This is a genomic window from Bacillus cereus group sp. MYBK79-1, assembly GCF_051915365.1.
GTDB lineage: Bacteria > Bacillota > Bacilli > Bacillales > Bacillaceae_G > Bacillus_A.
In genome coordinates this window covers 211,446-226,047 of sequence record NZ_JBQAEO010000004.1, presented here as the reverse complement: position 1 = coordinate 226,047, position 14,602 = coordinate 211,446, and the positions used below count along the sequence as shown (strand labels likewise).

Below are 14,602 nucleotides of genomic sequence, written 5' to 3'. Positions count from 1 at the left end.
AAAATCCTTTCAAATGAACGTGAAGTATTGCCATATCATGTTTATAAACACTCATAGCGGAAACATACATCACAAAAAGAATGGATGAAAAAGACAGTATTTAAGCAAATGCAAATGAGATGAACAAAAAAATTGATGGCACTGAAGATACAATGCAGCATACTTTACTTAATAAATAAGAAAGAGGGATACATATGAAAAGCAACGAAACGGGAACTAAGCGAAAAGTAGTAAGATATACGGGTGGAATTGCAATACTTTTATTATTGATATCCTTTATATATCAATGGAAAAATGGTTTAGAGGTTGATACTACTGAAAACTTCAGTCTGGCATTAGTTGTTGCCATTTTCCTTTCTAGTTTTATTCCTGAAAGAAAAAGAGATAGTTAAATAATTGAATAGGCAATTGGGATCTATTTCTCAATTGCCTATTTATGCAAATATAAATTCAAACTAAGAGATAAATGCTTAATATCGGTGATTACATACTTGAATAACAACTAATTTCTATTCAATATTTAATTATCTTTTAAAGTTTTTTAGATTTAGGCCTTGATAGTAGTGCTACTAGTTTTCTACTCTTTGAGGAATATAAGCGTTGCTACCAGGCTTTGCTTTTATTTCATTCCAAGCAGCGATAGCATCAGCTTTTGATTTCCCTTTGTTATTTGGATCTTCGAAAAAGTCGCGAGTGAAACGATTGTATTCAAACTGCGAGCTGATAGTTGTTTTATAAGTAGGATCTTTTTTTCGTTCGTTTTCTTCATACCAAAACGTTATCGTGTCTTCATATGTTTTTCCAACATTCTCTTTAAAAAACTTTTGAAGAGCTACTGTAAAGCGGAAGTTTGCTCCGATTTTTTCTTTGAAAAAAGCACGAACATCTTCGCTACAGCGATGATTGTTAGTAATAATTGTTTGAAGAGAAAGGTCTTTATAAGAGAGGGAAGTTTTACTCGCCTTTTGACCAGAGCTGTTCTTTAATATTTTACCAGTAGTTAAATAATGTGAGATACGCTCGGTTATTTCAATCTTAGAACCACTAGCTGGCAAACCATGCTCACGACAAAATGTTTGGAGTTCTACTTTTAACCAATAATAGTTTTGGAAATCTTCAAGTGATATAGACTTTGTTAGAGATGGACGCATAAATGTACCAACTGCTTTCTTCCATAATTTTCTTTAATTATAAAACATACGTTCTTTTTATGGAAGGGTTAATTTGTAAATATAATGGGAAGAGGAGATTACATATGGAAAATGTAATGCAAGTTCGTGTTACCGGAATTTTAATTGAAGATGAAAAGGTGTTACTAGTAAAGCAAAAAGTTGCTAATCGCAATTGGTCTTTACCTGGAGGAAGGGTAGAGAATGGTGAGACGTTAGAGGAAGCAATGATTCGAGAAATGAAAGAAGAAACAGGGTTAGAAGTTAAAATTAAGAAGCTACTCTATGTTTGTGATAAACCAGATGTTCTCCCGTCTTTATTGCATATTACATTTTTGCTTGAAAGGATTGAAGGTGAAATTACGCTACCGTCTAATGAGTTTGATCATAACCCGATTCATGATGTGCAAATGGTACCGATTAAAGACTTAAGTCATTATGGTTTTTCGGAAACTTTTATCACCCTTATAAGTGAAGGTTTTGCAAGTGCAGGGAGTTATCAAGGTTTGAAACAAAATATAGGCTTGTAAATATAGTTGAAGGATAGCTGTTAGCTATCCTTCATAAGCATGTTTTACACAGCTGACTGTAAAGAAGAAACAAGTTGATTTAAAAACTCATCCCCGGTCATAATCGCTTTCCCACCGCCACGAGCACTCTTTTTATTTCCGCCACCTTTTCCTTCAATTGTAGGAAGTGCCTCTTTTAAAAGAGCATTCATATCGAGCGTGACTGTTTTTCCGCAAGCGAGGATGCATTGTAGTTTCTCATCATTTTCAATGACGAAGTATGTAATGGCGTGCTCTTGTTGTTCTGTAATGATAGCAGAAAGCTTTGCGATTTCTTGCATAGAACGATTTGTAAATACTTTAGAAATAAGTATGCCAGTATGTATTTCCGCAGGCTGTTGAAGTAGTTCATTTGCCTCTGTAAATAATAATTGTTCAGTTATTGTTTGCATTGCTTTTTCGTTTTCTTTTTGAGAAGTAAGAAGTTGTGCTACTTTTGCTGGAATATCAATCTCGCTACTGTTTAATTGTTTAGAAACATCCTTCATAATTTGTTGCTGTTGTCCCATTAGTTTAATTGTGCGCCAACCAGCGATAAATGTTAAGCGGATGCCACCTTTATTACGCTCCCAATCAAGTACTTGAATAGGACCTACTTCACCTGTATGTCTCGGATGCGTTCCACCACAGCCGTTATAATCAAAGTCTTCGATCATAACAACGCGTATATTTTCTGTCATAGTCGGTTCTTTACGAAGAGGTAAAGTTTTCGCTTCTTCTAAGTTCATCCATTTAATAAGAATTGGATGATTTTCAAAAACAATTTTGTTCGCAATTTGTACAGCTTTTTCAACCGTTTCCGCATGAAGATTTTCTGTTTCTAAATCAATTGTTACTGTTTCTTTACCAAGATGGAATCCAATCGTAGGTATGTTAAAGTGGTCCCAAAAAGCAGCAGATAAAATGTGCTGAGCCGCATGTTGCTGCATATGATCAAAACGGCGCTCCCAATTAATTGTACCTTCTACTTCTTCTGTATGTAATTGTTCTGCAAGGAAGTGGCGAATTTCTCCATCTATCTCTTCTACATTGATTACATCGATGTCATTTAATATGCCAGTATCATACGGTTGTCCGCCACCTGTCGGATAAAATGCCGTTTCGTTTAAAACAACGTAGAAGTTACCGTCTTTATCATAATCTTGTTTTATAACTTTAGTAGTAAAGTCTTTTTTATAAGCGTCAGTGTAATATAATTTTTGCTCCAATTTTCTTTCCCCTTTCGTGTTCACTAGTTTCATTGTAAAGCAATTGAAATTAGTTTCCTAATATTTCAGAAGAAAGAAACTATTTTTAGAATTTTCTTGCTATAATAAGAAAAAGAAAATGCGGGGGTGGAATGAATATGTTATATGAAAACGGTGTAGATAAACTGCTTAGTTTAAGTAAAAATATTTCTGAATTGTATCGAGAATTAAATGAAATGACCCGGATTTTAACGGATTGTAATCGAGAAAGTGTGAAGTTTGATCGGTTATATGTAAAAGAGGTACTGTGGAAGAGAGAAGATGTAATAGAGAAATATGACCAACTACTTGTGCAACTTTGTATAAATGAATGCTTTGATCTAAAAAGTGTCATTACAGGGGAATATAAGTATACATATGAAGAAGTAGAAAATATCGTTTTACAATTTAATGAGAAGTATAATGTCGCAATTTTAATTAAAGATGTTTGTAAAGAATTACAGTTTACATATGGCATAGATATGGACATAACGAGAACAGCTCGGGTATCAACAGCTCAAGTATAAAAAGGGAAAAGAAAGCAGATCCTTTGCTTTCTTTTTTTATGTAAGAACAGGGAGAGTAGGTTTTTAAGATGAAGGGGAAGTTGCAAAATATACATCCGTTAGGAATGACAATTATAATAGGGACTTTATTTGCGAGGTTTGCCACGTCAATGAGTATTCCTTTTTTAGCAATTTATTTAACGACTGTTAAAGGCGTATCAGCAGGAATGACGGGTGCTATTATCGGAACGAGTGCACTTGTTGGGGTGTTTGCCAGTTTTATTGGAGGGAATTTATCGGATCGATTCGGCCGAAATATGATTATAATATGGTCCATGATTGTTTGGGTGTTTGTATTTATAGGCTTTTCGTTTGCAAATCATGTTTTAAGTTTCTTTTTATTAAATGCTCTGAATGGATTATGTCGGTCTTTTTTTGAACCGACTTCAAGAGCATTATTATCAGATTTAACGAAACCAGAGTATCGTTTACTCGTATATAATTTGCGTTACGGTGCAATCAATGTTGGAGTAGCAATTGGCCCACTTGTCGGATTACAGATTGGAAGCGCAAAATCAACAATTCCTTTTCTAGTAGCAGCTGGAGTATACATTCTATATACAGCTATATTAGCGTTCCAATTTAAGAAGTATCCAATTGAAAAAAAGAAAGTAAATACAGAAAAGCCTGTCACAATGTTAAATGCAATTCGCATTTTGCGGAAGGATGTCGTATTTTTAGTTGCTTTGGTCGGTATTATTTTGAGTAATTGTGGTTTTTCTCACTTAACGACAACAGTATCACAATATTTTGCAAATGCACATATATTTCAGGATGGAGTGAAATTATTTTCATATATGTTAGCTTTAAATGCGATTGTTGTAGTTGTAATTCAATACCCTGTTATTCAAATGTGTAAAAAGTATACACCGCTAGTATCCATTATGATGGGAACTTTATTTGTGAGCGGAGGATTGTTTGGATTTGGAATAGTAGAATCTACGCTAGGTGCTGCCATTTGCACAATTATTTTTACAATTGGAGAAGTTCTCATGTTTTCAATGACGGATGTATTTATAGATGGTATAGCTGCTTCGCATTTAAAAGGAACGTATTTTGGAGCAATGGGGTTTTCGGGAATTGGAGCAGTAATTGGTCCATGGGTTGGGGGTGTACTGCTCGATTACTACGGTTATCAAAATGGATTTATTGTCTTTTCAGCGCTAGCTATATTTTCAACTGTAGCATTTCCTGTACTTTTAGTTACAAAGGGTTTATTGAAAAAGAGGGATGATAGAAATTGTAATTTAGAATTACATGCGAAATGAAATAAGCCCCAGCAGACGACTGGGGTTTATTTTTGTATTCATCCCGCTATTTGCGGGCAGTAAAACTCCTATTGATTAAAGTTTCACTTTATTTTAATTCTCAATTTGAAAAAGAACTTTTTCTTCATGTTTATTAGAAATTTCGTTTTTGGAAATATGAATGGCTAAATATCCATTCTCTAAGCAGGCTAGCATCTTCTTATAAATAATAGTAGCGGGTAAAGGAATGATCCGCTGCAAAGAACTATTATTATGAAGTATGCAAATATTTAGGCCTGTCTCCATCTTTTTAATGACTACATTTTGTTCGGATACATTTGGTACATCTGTTTCCAAAATGTACTCTTGTTCAGTTTCGCAAAGGTCAATATGAATTTGATTTGGGAAACTAAAGTTACTACAAGAATCAGAACAAAATTGATCCATCCATTCTTCGAAACCATCAACATGAAAAAGACAATCCTTCTTTTTCTTGCCCATGTAAGACACCCTCCGTAAAATCTCAATTCATACTATGTTATGCATGAATGAAGTAGGGGTGAAGAATAAGTGGAAAAATATAAACATTGTATGTGATGAAGGTAACTAGTGTGAACCTTTTGTTTTACATATCATGATGTGCATGATTTTTTTGGCGTGAATGGTTACGGTTTTTTACTTTATGAGATCCGCTTAATGGTTCAGGTTGTCCCTTTTTTTCTTTCGCTTCGCGATTGTTTTTTCCCATTGTATGTGACACCTCCTCTTTCTCTTTAGAATGAGAGAAGTTTGCAAATTTATACGAGAATGTTTTTAGAAAAAAAGGTAAAGATAAATGGGACTAACTATTATGGAAAGGGGATTATATAATGCCATATCATAAAGATAAACAACAAGCTTTTCAAGCAGCGCAGCAAGGAGTTACACAAGCAGAACATGCATTTAACAACATTGTAAAAAATGATCCAAACTACGGTCATGATTTAAAAGAGTTACGTCAAGAGGTTCAGGAAGCGTATGAACAGATTCAAAATGCGTTAGAAGTAGCTTCGGAAACACAACGCCCACAACTTGAGCAATACGAAAATAATCTCCAAAACATTATGCAACATGTAGATCAATTAGAAAAGTAAATGAGGTTGTTGTGTATTCGACAACCTCTTACTTTAATGAACATGATGCTAAAAAAGAAAATTTTTCTATTCGTTTTTTCTTTATTATGCGCAGTACATATATTTCAAGTTGAAAAAGTGGAAGCGAAAATGTTGCTCAGAAAAGAGCTAGAACCAACTGGCTATGTAACGTGGGAAGTACCTAATAATGAAAAGATTATTGCCATTACATTTGATGATGGACCAGATCCAACTTATACACCACAAATTTTAAATTTATTACGTCAATACAAAGCAGAAGCGACATTTTTTATGATTGGATTTCGAGTGCAGCGTAATCCATATTTAGTGAAACAAGTGTTAAAAGAGGGACATGAAATTGGAAATCATACGATGAATCATTTGTATGCGAGTAATTCATCAGATGAAAAATTAGAAAATGATATTTTAGATGGAAAGAAATATTTTGAAAAATGGGTAAAAGAACCTTTGCTATTCCGTCCACCTGGCGGATATATTAACGATGCTGTATTTAAAACAGCAAAAGCCGCGGGTTATCAAACAGTTCTATGGTCTTGGCATCAAGACCCACGTGATTGGGCAAATCCAGGGGTTGATGCCATTGTAAATCATGTAGTGAAAAATGCTAAAAGTGGAGATATCGTATTGTTACATGATGGAGGAAATGACCGTAGTCAAACAGTAGCAGCATTAGCAAAAATTTTACCTGAGCTGAAAAAGCAAGGCTATCGATTTGTAACAGTTTCAGAATTAATGCGTTATAAACATTAGAAAAAATCCCAAAAGGAAATGGACCTTTTGGGATTTTTCGTTACTGGTTCTTTTTACGTTTCTTATTATTTTGTCGCTCTGCTGGAGTTAAGGGCTCGTTTGCAAATTCTTCGTTATAACCAGCACCTTGTGCAGATGCTGAATTCATTCCTGAAATAGTATGATTTGCTTTTCTTTTACCCATTTTATTTCACCTCTATAACATTTTTGTATGTTGAATGATGAGCAGTTCGTAGTATGTGTGAACTGTAAGTAAAGCGCTAATAGAGCACTTTACTTTATGGTAATAGTATTCATAAGGAGCATGAACATTATTCAAATTTAGAAACATAAAGAAAACTTATGATAATCTATAAGTTTCTTATTATTTACTTATTTAGAAAGTTGTAATAAGATATTATCGTAAGGTATTGAAAAGTTTGTCTACATTTTATATTCAGACAACTTAGTCACGTTTAACAGGGGGGAAACATAATGGTCAAACATAATCCATTTCAATCACGTGCAACTTTTGAATTAGATGGAAAAACGTATCATTATTATGATTTGAAAGCGCTTGAAAACGCAGGGGTTGGCAACGTATCTCAATTACCATATTCCGTGAAAGTTTTACTTGAATCAGTACTTCGTCAAGTAGACGGACGTGTAATTACAGAAGAACATGTTACAAATTTAGCGAAATGGGGAACAAAAGATGTGCAAGAGATCGATGTTCCATTTAAACCATCTCGTGTAATTTTACAAGATTTCACTGGTGTTCCAGCTGTTGTAGATTTGGCTTCGCTTCGTAAAGCAATGGCAGACATGGGCGGGGATCCTGATAAAATTAATCCAGAAATTACTGTAGACCTTGTAATTGACCACTCTGTACAGGTTGATAGAGCGGGTACGGCAGACGCGCTTGCATTCAACATGGACTTAGAGTTTAAACGTAATGAAGAACGTTATAAATTTTTAAGCTGGGCACAAAAATCATTTGATAACTATCGTGCAGTGCCACCAGCTACAGGTATTGTACACCAAGTAAACCTTGAATATTTAGCGCCAGTCGTTCATGCTGTGAAAAATGATGAAGGTGATTTAGTTGCATACCCAGATTCATTAGTTGGAACAGACTCACATACAACAATGATTAACGGTATCGGCGTTCTTGGATGGGGCGTTGGTGGTATTGAGGCAGAAGCAGGAATGCTTGGACAGCCTTCATACTTCCCAGTACCTGAAGTAATTGGTGTGAAATTAACTGGTACACTTCCAAGTGGTACTACAGCAACTGACGTTGCATTAAAAGTAACACAAGTATTACGTCAAAAAGGTGTAGTTGGTAAATTCGTTGAGTTCTTCGGTAATGGACTAAAGAGCATGCCTTTAGCTGATCGTGCAACAATTTCAAACATGGCACCAGAATACGGCGCAACTTGTGGATTCTTCCCAATTGACGATATTTCATTAGAGTACTTACGTTTAACAGGTAGGGATGAAGAGCAAATTCGCATTGTTGAAGAATACTGTAAAGCGAACGGTTTATTCTATACAGCAGACAGTAAAGATCCAATTTACACGGATCTTGTTGAAATTGATTTAAATACAATTGAATCTAACCTTTCTGGACCGAAACGCCCACAAGATTTAATTCCACTTTCAGATATGAAAGATGCGTTCCACAAAGCTGTTTTAGCACCAGTTGGAACACAAGGACTTGGATTTAATGAGCAAGAGTTCGATAAAGAAGTGAAGGTTACATTAGAAGATAAAGAAGTAACGATGAAAACAGGTGCAATTGCAATCGCTGCAATTACAAGCTGTACAAATACATCAAACCCATACGTATTAATTGGAGCAGGTCTAGTTGCGAAGAAAGCAATTGAAAAAGGACTTGTAGTACCTGAGTACGTAAAAACATCATTAGCACCGGGCTCTAAAGTTGTTACTGAATACTTAGATAAATCAGGTTTAACAACATATTTAGATCAATTAGGTTTCCAAACAGTTGGTTACGGCTGTACGACTTGTATCGGTAACTCTGGTCCGTTAGCGCCAGAATTAGAAGAATCAATTGCAGCAAACGACTTACTAGTAACATCTGTTTTATCTGGTAACCGTAACTTTGAAGGTCGTATTCATCCACTTGTAAAAGCGAATTACTTAGCATCACCACCACTTGTTGTGGCATATGCACTTGCAGGTACTGTTGATATTGATCTGAAAAATGATGCAATCGGTAAAGATGCAAATGGCAAAGCTGTATACTTCAACGATATTTGGCCATCAGCTAAAGAAATTGAAGATGTAGTTCAAAGTGTTGTTACATCTGAACTGTTTAAGAAAGAATATGCACAAGTATTTAATAGCAATGAGCGTTGGAATGAAATCCAAACTTCAAATGAAGCTTTATATACTTGGGATAATGATTCAACATACATTCAAAACCCACCATTCTTTGAAGGATTATCTAAAGAACCAGGTGAAGTTGAAACGTTATCAGGCTTACGCATAGTTGGTAAATTTGGTGACTCTGTAACGACAGACCACATTTCACCAGCAGGTTCAATCGGTAAGCACACACCAGCTGGACGCTACTTATTAGAAAACGGCGTACAACCAGTTGACTTCAACTCTTACGGTTCTCGTCGTGGTAACCACGAAGTTATGATGCGTGGTACATTCGCGAACATCCGTATTAAAAACCAAATCGCACCAGGAACAGAAGGTGGATACACAACATATTGGCCAACTGGTGAAGTAACATCGATCTATGATGCTGCTATGAAATATAAAGAAGATGGCACAGGACTTCTAGTTGTTGCTGGTAAAGATTACGGTATGGGAAGTTCTCGTGATTGGGCTGCGAAAGGTACAAACTTATTAGGTATTAAAGCAGTAATCGCAGAAAGCTTCGAGCGTATTCACCGCAGTAACCTAGTATTAATGGGTGTGTTACCACTTCAATTTAAAGATGGCGAAAGCGCTGAAACATTAGGTCTTGTTGGTAACGAGTCATTTGAAATTCAAATTGACAAAACAGTTAGACCACGCGATCTAGTAAAAGTAGTTGCAACTGATGCAGATGGCAACGAAAAACAATTTGAAGTAGTAGCTCGTTTCGATAGCGAAGTAGAAATTGACTACTACCGTCACGGTGGTATCCTGCAAATGGTTCTTCGTGAGAAAATTGAAGAGTCTAAAGTGTCGAACTAAATAATTGAAATGAACGATAAGGAAGCTAACAACTGTTAGCTTCCTTATTTTATGGAAAGGGATGAAACCATTTGGTTTCATCCCTTTCTTTTTACTTTAAAAAATGGAGGAAAGGTCATGAAAGAATATAAAAGAATATTGTTACCGTTACAGAAAGAAAAAATGTTAGTAATAGCAGCCATATGCAGTGGACTCTTTGCAGCTATTTTAAATTTATCCCGTCCACTATTCATGGGGCTAATTGTAGATAACCTTATTCAACGGGAGTTAAAGGAGGCGTACCTGTATATTACTTTGTTTGCTGCTAGTCGCTTGTTGATGTGGGTGAACAATCTTTCATTTGATTATGTAAGTTCTAAAGCAAGTCAACGAATATTGCGAAAGAAGCGTATAGATGTATTGCGCCATGTTTTCTTATTACCGTTTGAAGAGAGTGAGAAGATTAAACAAGGAGAGTTAGAGACGTTAGTTGTATCTGATATTCCGAATTGGGTCAGATTATATGGTTCTATATTAATAGAATATATACACGCCATTGCGCAATTTATAGGTGCGTTCATAGCGCTACAACATATAGATATAAAGTTCATATTGTGGGTAACTCCGTTTTTGTTTTTAAGCGCAACGGTTCCGGTGTTGATGGGAAAAAAGGTAAGAAATATTGCAAGCATTGCTCAAAACAATCAATCAAGTGTTGTAGAGATGGTGTCACAGTTTGTAAAAGGAGCACAAGATTTACGTAGTTTGCAAAAAGAAAAGTGGGCCATTCACTTATTTAAAGGAGTAACGGGACAAGCTTATAAAACAGAAGTACAGAAGGCGATGATGCAACATTGCATTGGAGTAGTTGGAACAGCGATTGAAACAGGAGCATATATCGTTGTTCTCATTATAGGCACGCAGAAAATAATGAAGGGGGAAATGGAAGTTGGTTCACTTGTTGCAGTGTTAGCGACAATTGAAATGCTCTTTTTTCCAGTCCGTTATGTGGGCGATTTATTAATGATGACACAAGTTGCAGTCGCTTCGGCAAATAGAGTTTTTTCTTTTTTAGATAAACGAGTGGAAAATGGTAATCGAGAAAGAGCAATGGGGATGGTGGTAACAAATGTTTCATTTCAGGAGAATGATGAAGAGAAATACAGAATTCATAATGTTGATTTGCAAATTAATCCAGGTGAACTCGTTATTATTGTGGGAGAAAGTGGCGCAGGAAAGACGACGCTTTTGAAATTAATGACAGGTTTGTATAAACCATCTAACGGTAGCATTGTTTATTATGGTAATGAGGCTCGTATGACGACAGTGTGGCAAGAACCTCGTTTCTTTCGAACGACAGTAAAAGAGAATATGTATTTTGGGGAAGAGTATTTAGAAAACCAGTTAGAAAAAAATATTGAACTTGTAAATGTGAAGCCAATTATTAGAGATTTATCGGAAGGGGTTCAAACTGTACTACATAAAAGCGGTGAAGAATTTTCGGGAGGAGAACGAAAACGTCTTGCATTATTACGCGCAATTGGTGAAAATCCGAATCTTATTATTTTAGACGAACCAACTGCGGGATTAGATCCGAGCAATCAAGAAACTGTTTGGAATATGATAAAAGGATTAGGAAGTGAGGTCACGAGAATTGTGGCAACACATGATGTAGAGAAAGCGATACTAGCAGATCGTGTTGTTATAATGAGAGAAGGAAGTATTGTTGCATGTGGAATTCCTGAAAAATTAATAAATAGTCATTTGTTTTGCAAGTGATGTGAATAAAGATAAGAGTACTGCTCTTATCTTTATTCAGCGTCATCTATTTGATACTCGATAGATTCTGAGTGATTCAGATCAACGTTAAAAGTAGTGGTCATAAGGAGAGTGGCAATTCCAAGGATTACGAAAAGGACGAATGAGACTAGAGAGACGTAGAGACAAATACGCCCTACTTTCTTTTTTTCAAGATCTTTACTAAAGAGTGAAATGATCCATGTAATAATACCGACTGGGTATAAAAGAAAACTAAGAATATATAATGTTGTTTTTTCGAATGAATTCATAAACAATCCCCCTTTTGTTGTAGGTTTATAACTACGAGAGTAAAAAGGTGAATGGGTCCATAAGAAGATAAGTAACGCTTCATCTGTTTTTCTAATTATATGATAAAAAGGAAAAAAATGCACTTTAAATAAGAATATTCTAATTATTTCGACTGTGAATATTTCCAAGCTTGTCCGTATAAGCTAAAATAAGGTATATAGTATTTGAGTGATTAAGTTATAAGAAGATAAACACGTTAGGGTGATATAAAATGTGGCGGAAGCTTACGATTATTGTAGTGTTACTTTGTTTAGCGGGATATGCAGCTTATGAACAGCTTGGTAAAAACGATAAGGCGGTACAAGGGGAGCAAGAAAAAAGTGAAGCTGCTATGAAAGAGATGATTGCAAGTAATGGTATTGAAATAGGGAAGAGTGCACCAGACTTTGCATTAACGAAGTTAGATGGAACGAATGTAAAGTTATCGGATTTAAAAGGAAAGAAAGTGATTTTAAACTTTTGGGCAACGTGGTGTGGACCTTGCCAGCAAGAAATGCCTGATATGGAGGCTTTCTATAAAGAACATAAAGAGAACGTAGAAATTTTAGCAATAAATTATACACCCTCAGAAAAAGGTGGGGGAGTAGAAAAGGTAAGTAATTTTGCTAAGGAAAAAGGAATTACTTTTCCTATTTTATTGGACAAGAATATTGATGTGACAACAGCGTATAAAGTAATTACGATCCCAACTTCGTATTTTATAGATACGAAAGGTGTCATTCAAGATAAGTTTATTGGACCGATGACGCAAAAAGAGATGGAGAAACGGACTGCTAAATTAAAATAACGGCGAAAAGGTAGAGGTGGAAAGTTACCATTTCTGCCTTTTCTTTTTCATGTAGTGAAAGCTTCGTGATATGATAAAAGAAATATAAACGTTTAGAGGTAAAGGAGTGGTATGGAGTGGGGAATGTATCCTTACCGTTAGATTATGTTGTAATTGATTTTGAAACAACAGGATTTAACCCTTATAATGATAAAATTATTCAAGTTGCAGCAGTGAAATATCGTAATCATGAACTAGTAGATCAGTTTGTTTCCTATGTGAATCCAGAGCGTTCAATTCCGGATCGAATAACGAGTTTAACAGGTATTACAAATTATCGTGTTTCGGATGCACCGACGATTGAAGAAGTGTTACCTTTATTTTTAGCATTTTTACATACAAATGTAATTGTCGCTCATAATGCATCTTTTGATATGCGCTTTTTGAAAAGTAATGTGAATATGCTCGGATTACCGGAACCTCAAAATAAAGTGATTGATACTGTGTTTTTAGCGAAGAAATATATGAAGCACGCGCCTAATCATAAACTTGAAACGTTAAAGCGAATGCTTGGCATTCGTTTAAGTTCTCATAATGCATTTGATGATTGTATTACTTGTGCAGCTGTTTATCAAAAATGTGCATCTATTGAAGAAGAGGCGAAAAGGAAATCAAATACAGAAGTGCTTGATGAAACGGCAGTATATGAAGCAGTAAAAGGGATACTTGTACGAAATAAACGTGATATTGAATGGGTTCGTTGTATGAATGTAGGAAGCTATCTAGATATAAAAGCTTTTTATCCAGTTATGAGGGTAAAAGTAAAAGGGCGAAAGAAATACATATTAACAGAGATATTAGAAGATGATGTGAAAGAAATATGTACGAGTTTAAAATGTGAACCAGCGTTAAAAAGCGAAGTTGGTAACACGAGAATTATGCTTAATAGCTTAAAGGACGTCCTGAAATTAGAAAGTTATATTTTAGAACAGTATGATTTCGTACTGCAAGCGCTGCATGAGTATAAACAAAGTGAAATGAATGCAGATGAAAAATTAAAAGAGTATTTAAATATTATTGTATAAAAAACTCCGTGTACGTTTACTTGTACACGGAGTTTTTTTAGGAGTACTAAAACATAAAATTTTCTTACAAATCTGATTAAAGAGTTTTTCCTTTGCTCATACTATGTAATAAGAAAGCGAAGGAGAGAGGGTGAACAACATGAGAAGAAGCCGCCGTAAATCGTTTGATGAGCTTGTGAAAGAAAATAAACAACAATTATTAAGCGATCGTGATGCAATCGATCGTATTGAAGAGCGTATTGAAAAACGTTATGAAATGAAACTTTTTAAGCAAGCTGAATAATTCTTAACACTAGTACGATACTAGTGTTAAGGAGGCGATAGTAATGGGTAATCCGAAAAAGAATTCAAAAGACTTTGCACCGAATCAAATTGGAACACAATCAAAAAAAGCTGGTGGCAATAAAGGAAAGCAAATGCAAGACCAAACAGGCAAACAACCGATTGTTGATAACGGTTAAAGAAAAGGAGAATATTGTATTCTCCTTTTTTATGTATAAATTTGAGGAGAGATAGGTAATTTAAGATGGTGTGTATATACAATATTAGGAGGGAAGTACATGCCAAATCCAGATAATCGAAGTGACAACGTTGAAAAGTTACAAGAAATGGTGCAAAATACAATTGATAATTTTAATGAAGCAAAAGAAACAGCAGAACTTTCAAATGAAAAAGATCGTGCAGCTATTGAAGCAAAAAATCAAAGACGCTTAGAGAGTATTGATTCATTAAAAAGTGAAATAAAAGATGAGTCTTAATAAAACATATAAAAAAGGCCGACAAA

At 35.1% G+C, this 14,602-nt stretch carries 19 protein-coding genes; 13 read left to right on the top strand and 6 right to left on the bottom strand.

Going from position 1 to position 14,602, the window contains the following annotated elements; all coding sequences use genetic code 11:
* Nucleotides 1–194 precede the first annotated feature (194 nt).
* Nucleotides 195–392, top strand: coding sequence for a hypothetical protein (locus ACTFOB_RS09860; protein WP_000840055.1), 198 nt, complete (start codon nt 195–197; stop codon nt 390–392).
* A gap of 177 nt (nt 393–569) precedes the next feature.
* On the opposite strand, the gene ACTFOB_RS09855 is transcribed toward ACTFOB_RS09860, so the two are convergent.
* The gene (locus ACTFOB_RS09855; protein WP_440025592.1) at nt 570–1,151 is read right to left on the bottom strand and encodes a DUF6434 domain-containing protein; all 582 of its coding nucleotides are present in this window, start codon (nt 1,149–1,151) and stop codon (nt 570–572) included.
* A 104-nt stretch (nt 1,152–1,255) separates the two neighbouring features.
* Between ACTFOB_RS09855 and ACTFOB_RS09850 the strand changes: the two genes are divergently transcribed.
* Nucleotides 1,256–1,699: an NUDIX hydrolase gene (locus tag ACTFOB_RS09850; RefSeq protein ID WP_098629251.1), complete on the top strand. Its 444-nt coding sequence runs from the start codon at nt 1,256–1,258 to the stop codon at nt 1,697–1,699.
* A gap of 44 nt (nt 1,700–1,743) precedes the next feature.
* Here ACTFOB_RS09850 and ACTFOB_RS09845 read toward each other — a convergent pair whose 3' ends face one another.
* Nucleotides 1,744–2,946 (bottom strand): alanyl-tRNA editing protein, encoded by a 1,203-nt coding sequence (locus tag ACTFOB_RS09845; RefSeq protein WP_440025593.1) that lies wholly within the window; start codon nt 2,944–2,946, stop codon nt 1,744–1,746.
* A 137-nt stretch (nt 2,947–3,083) separates the two neighbouring features.
* Here ACTFOB_RS09845 and ACTFOB_RS09840 point away from each other — a divergent pair, with 137 nt between their 5' ends.
* Both ACTFOB_RS09840 and ACTFOB_RS09835 read left to right on the top strand, forming a co-directional pair.
* Entirely contained in the window at nt 3,084–3,491 is a 408-nt protein-coding gene (locus ACTFOB_RS09840; protein ID WP_151634160.1) for a hypothetical protein, read from the top strand.
* Nucleotides 3,492–3,559: 68 nt separating this feature from the next.
* On the top strand, nt 3,560–4,798 hold the full coding sequence (locus ACTFOB_RS09835; RefSeq protein WP_151634162.1) for an MDR family MFS transporter: 1,239 nt from the start codon (nt 3,560–3,562) through the stop codon (nt 4,796–4,798).
* Between the two features lie 93 nt (nt 4,799–4,891).
* Here the strand turns inward: ACTFOB_RS09835 and ACTFOB_RS09830 are convergent, their stop codons facing one another.
* Nucleotides 4,892–5,278 carry an Hsp20/alpha crystallin family protein gene (locus ACTFOB_RS09830; protein ID WP_151634164.1) on the bottom strand — a complete coding sequence of 129 codons (387 nt, stop codon included), beginning with the start codon at nt 5,276–5,278 and terminating at the stop codon, nt 4,892–4,894.
* A gap of 124 nt (nt 5,279–5,402) precedes the next feature.
* Nucleotides 5,403–5,525: a small acid-soluble spore protein P gene (locus ACTFOB_RS09825; RefSeq protein ID WP_000517650.1), complete on the bottom strand. Its 123-nt coding sequence runs from the start codon at nt 5,523–5,525 to the stop codon at nt 5,403–5,405.
* A gap of 121 nt (nt 5,526–5,646) precedes the next feature.
* Between ACTFOB_RS09825 and ACTFOB_RS09820 the strand changes: the two genes are divergently transcribed.
* A complete protein-coding gene (locus tag ACTFOB_RS09820; protein ID WP_001146291.1) occupies nt 5,647–5,910 on the top strand; it encodes a hypothetical protein in 264 nt (87 codons plus the stop codon).
* A gap of 45 nt (nt 5,911–5,955) precedes the next feature.
* A complete protein-coding gene (pdaB, locus tag ACTFOB_RS09815; protein WP_440025596.1) occupies nt 5,956–6,681 on the top strand; it encodes a polysaccharide deacetylase family sporulation protein PdaB in 726 nt (241 codons plus the stop codon).
* 40 nt (nt 6,682–6,721) lie between these two features.
* On the opposite strand, the gene sspO is transcribed toward pdaB, so the two are convergent.
* Nucleotides 6,722–6,865 carry a small acid-soluble spore protein O gene (sspO, locus tag ACTFOB_RS09810; RefSeq protein ID WP_440025598.1) on the bottom strand — a complete coding sequence of 48 codons (144 nt, stop codon included), beginning with the start codon at nt 6,863–6,865 and terminating at the stop codon, nt 6,722–6,724.
* Between the two features lie 290 nt (nt 6,866–7,155).
* Here sspO and acnA point away from each other — a divergent pair, with 290 nt between their 5' ends.
* Both acnA and ACTFOB_RS09800 read left to right on the top strand, forming a co-directional pair.
* A complete protein-coding gene (gene acnA, locus ACTFOB_RS09805; protein ID WP_440025600.1) occupies nt 7,156–9,879 on the top strand; it encodes an aconitate hydratase AcnA in 2,724 nt (907 codons plus the stop codon).
* Nucleotides 9,880–9,996: 117 nt separating this feature from the next.
* Entirely contained in the window at nt 9,997–11,637 is a 1,641-nt protein-coding gene (locus ACTFOB_RS09800; protein WP_440025602.1) for an ABC transporter ATP-binding protein, read from the top strand.
* Between the two features lie 32 nt (nt 11,638–11,669).
* Here the strand turns inward: ACTFOB_RS09800 and ACTFOB_RS09795 are convergent, their stop codons facing one another.
* Entirely contained in the window at nt 11,670–11,927 is a 258-nt protein-coding gene (locus tag ACTFOB_RS09795) for a hypothetical protein (RefSeq protein ID WP_440025604.1), read from the bottom strand.
* A gap of 251 nt (nt 11,928–12,178) precedes the next feature.
* Here ACTFOB_RS09795 and ACTFOB_RS09790 point away from each other — a divergent pair, with 251 nt between their 5' ends.
* The 5 genes from ACTFOB_RS09790 to tlp all read left to right on the top strand — a co-directional run bounded on the left by ACTFOB_RS09790 (nt 12,179) and on the right by tlp (nt 14,576).
* A complete protein-coding gene (locus tag ACTFOB_RS09790) occupies nt 12,179–12,754 on the top strand; it encodes a redoxin domain-containing protein (RefSeq protein WP_440025606.1) in 576 nt (191 codons plus the stop codon).
* A 116-nt stretch (nt 12,755–12,870) separates the two neighbouring features.
* Nucleotides 12,871–13,818: a 3'-5' exonuclease gene (locus ACTFOB_RS09785; RefSeq protein WP_440025608.1), complete on the top strand. Its 948-nt coding sequence runs from the start codon at nt 12,871–12,873 to the stop codon at nt 13,816–13,818.
* A 139-nt stretch (nt 13,819–13,957) separates the two neighbouring features.
* Nucleotides 13,958–14,101 carry an FbpB family small basic protein gene (locus tag ACTFOB_RS09780; RefSeq protein WP_001254697.1) on the top strand — a complete coding sequence of 48 codons (144 nt, stop codon included), beginning with the start codon at nt 13,958–13,960 and terminating at the stop codon, nt 14,099–14,101.
* A gap of 43 nt (nt 14,102–14,144) precedes the next feature.
* Nucleotides 14,145–14,279 carry an acid-soluble spore protein SspN gene (sspN, locus tag ACTFOB_RS09775; RefSeq protein ID WP_000527988.1) on the top strand — a complete coding sequence of 45 codons (135 nt, stop codon included), beginning with the start codon at nt 14,145–14,147 and terminating at the stop codon, nt 14,277–14,279.
* A gap of 99 nt (nt 14,280–14,378) precedes the next feature.
* Nucleotides 14,379–14,576, top strand: coding sequence for a small acid-soluble spore protein Tlp (gene tlp / locus ACTFOB_RS09770; RefSeq protein ID WP_166703978.1), 198 nt, complete (start codon nt 14,379–14,381; stop codon nt 14,574–14,576).
* Nucleotides 14,577–14,602 lie beyond the last annotated feature (26 nt).

Bases quoted from the DNA above. Each gene is read 5' to 3' on its own strand.
- sspO (WP_440025598.1), bottom strand. From the start codon at position 6,865: ATGGGTAAAAGAAAAGCAAATCATACTATTTCAGGAATGAATTCAGCA.
- sspN (WP_000527988.1), top strand. From the start codon at position 14,145: ATGGGTAATCCGAAAAAGAATTCAAAAGACTTTGCACCGAATCAAATT.
- ACTFOB_RS09795 (WP_440025604.1), bottom strand. From the start codon at position 11,927: ATGAATTCATTCGAAAAAACAACATTATATATTCTTAGTTTTCTTTTA.
- ACTFOB_RS09790 (WP_440025606.1), top strand. From the start codon at position 12,179: ATGTGGCGGAAGCTTACGATTATTGTAGTGTTACTTTGTTTAGCGGGA.
- ACTFOB_RS09820 (WP_001146291.1), top strand. From the start codon at position 5,647: ATGCCATATCATAAAGATAAACAACAAGCTTTTCAAGCAGCGCAGCAA.
- ACTFOB_RS09840 (WP_151634160.1), top strand. From the start codon at position 3,084: ATGTTATATGAAAACGGTGTAGATAAACTGCTTAGTTTAAGTAAAAAT.
- ACTFOB_RS09800 (WP_440025602.1), top strand. From the start codon at position 9,997: ATGAAAGAATATAAAAGAATATTGTTACCGTTACAGAAAGAAAAAATG.
- ACTFOB_RS09825 (WP_000517650.1), bottom strand. From the start codon at position 5,525: ATGGGAAAAAACAATCGCGAAGCGAAAGAAAAAAAGGGACAACCTGAA.
- ACTFOB_RS09855 (WP_440025592.1), bottom strand. From the start codon at position 1,151: ATGCGTCCATCTCTAACAAAGTCTATATCACTTGAAGATTTCCAAAAC.
- tlp (WP_166703978.1), top strand. From the start codon at position 14,379: ATGCCAAATCCAGATAATCGAAGTGACAACGTTGAAAAGTTACAAGAA.
- pdaB (WP_440025596.1), top strand. From the start codon at position 5,956: ATGCTAAAAAAGAAAATTTTTCTATTCGTTTTTTCTTTATTATGCGCA.
- ACTFOB_RS09830 (WP_151634164.1), bottom strand. From the start codon at position 5,278: ATGGGCAAGAAAAAGAAGGATTGTCTTTTTCATGTTGATGGTTTCGAA.
- acnA (WP_440025600.1), top strand. From the start codon at position 7,156: ATGGTCAAACATAATCCATTTCAATCACGTGCAACTTTTGAATTAGAT.
- ACTFOB_RS09835 (WP_151634162.1), top strand. From the start codon at position 3,560: ATGAAGGGGAAGTTGCAAAATATACATCCGTTAGGAATGACAATTATA.
- ACTFOB_RS09780 (WP_001254697.1), top strand. From the start codon at position 13,958: ATGAGAAGAAGCCGCCGTAAATCGTTTGATGAGCTTGTGAAAGAAAAT.
- ACTFOB_RS09860 (WP_000840055.1), top strand. From the start codon at position 195: ATGAAAAGCAACGAAACGGGAACTAAGCGAAAAGTAGTAAGATATACG.
- ACTFOB_RS09850 (WP_098629251.1), top strand. From the start codon at position 1,256: ATGGAAAATGTAATGCAAGTTCGTGTTACCGGAATTTTAATTGAAGAT.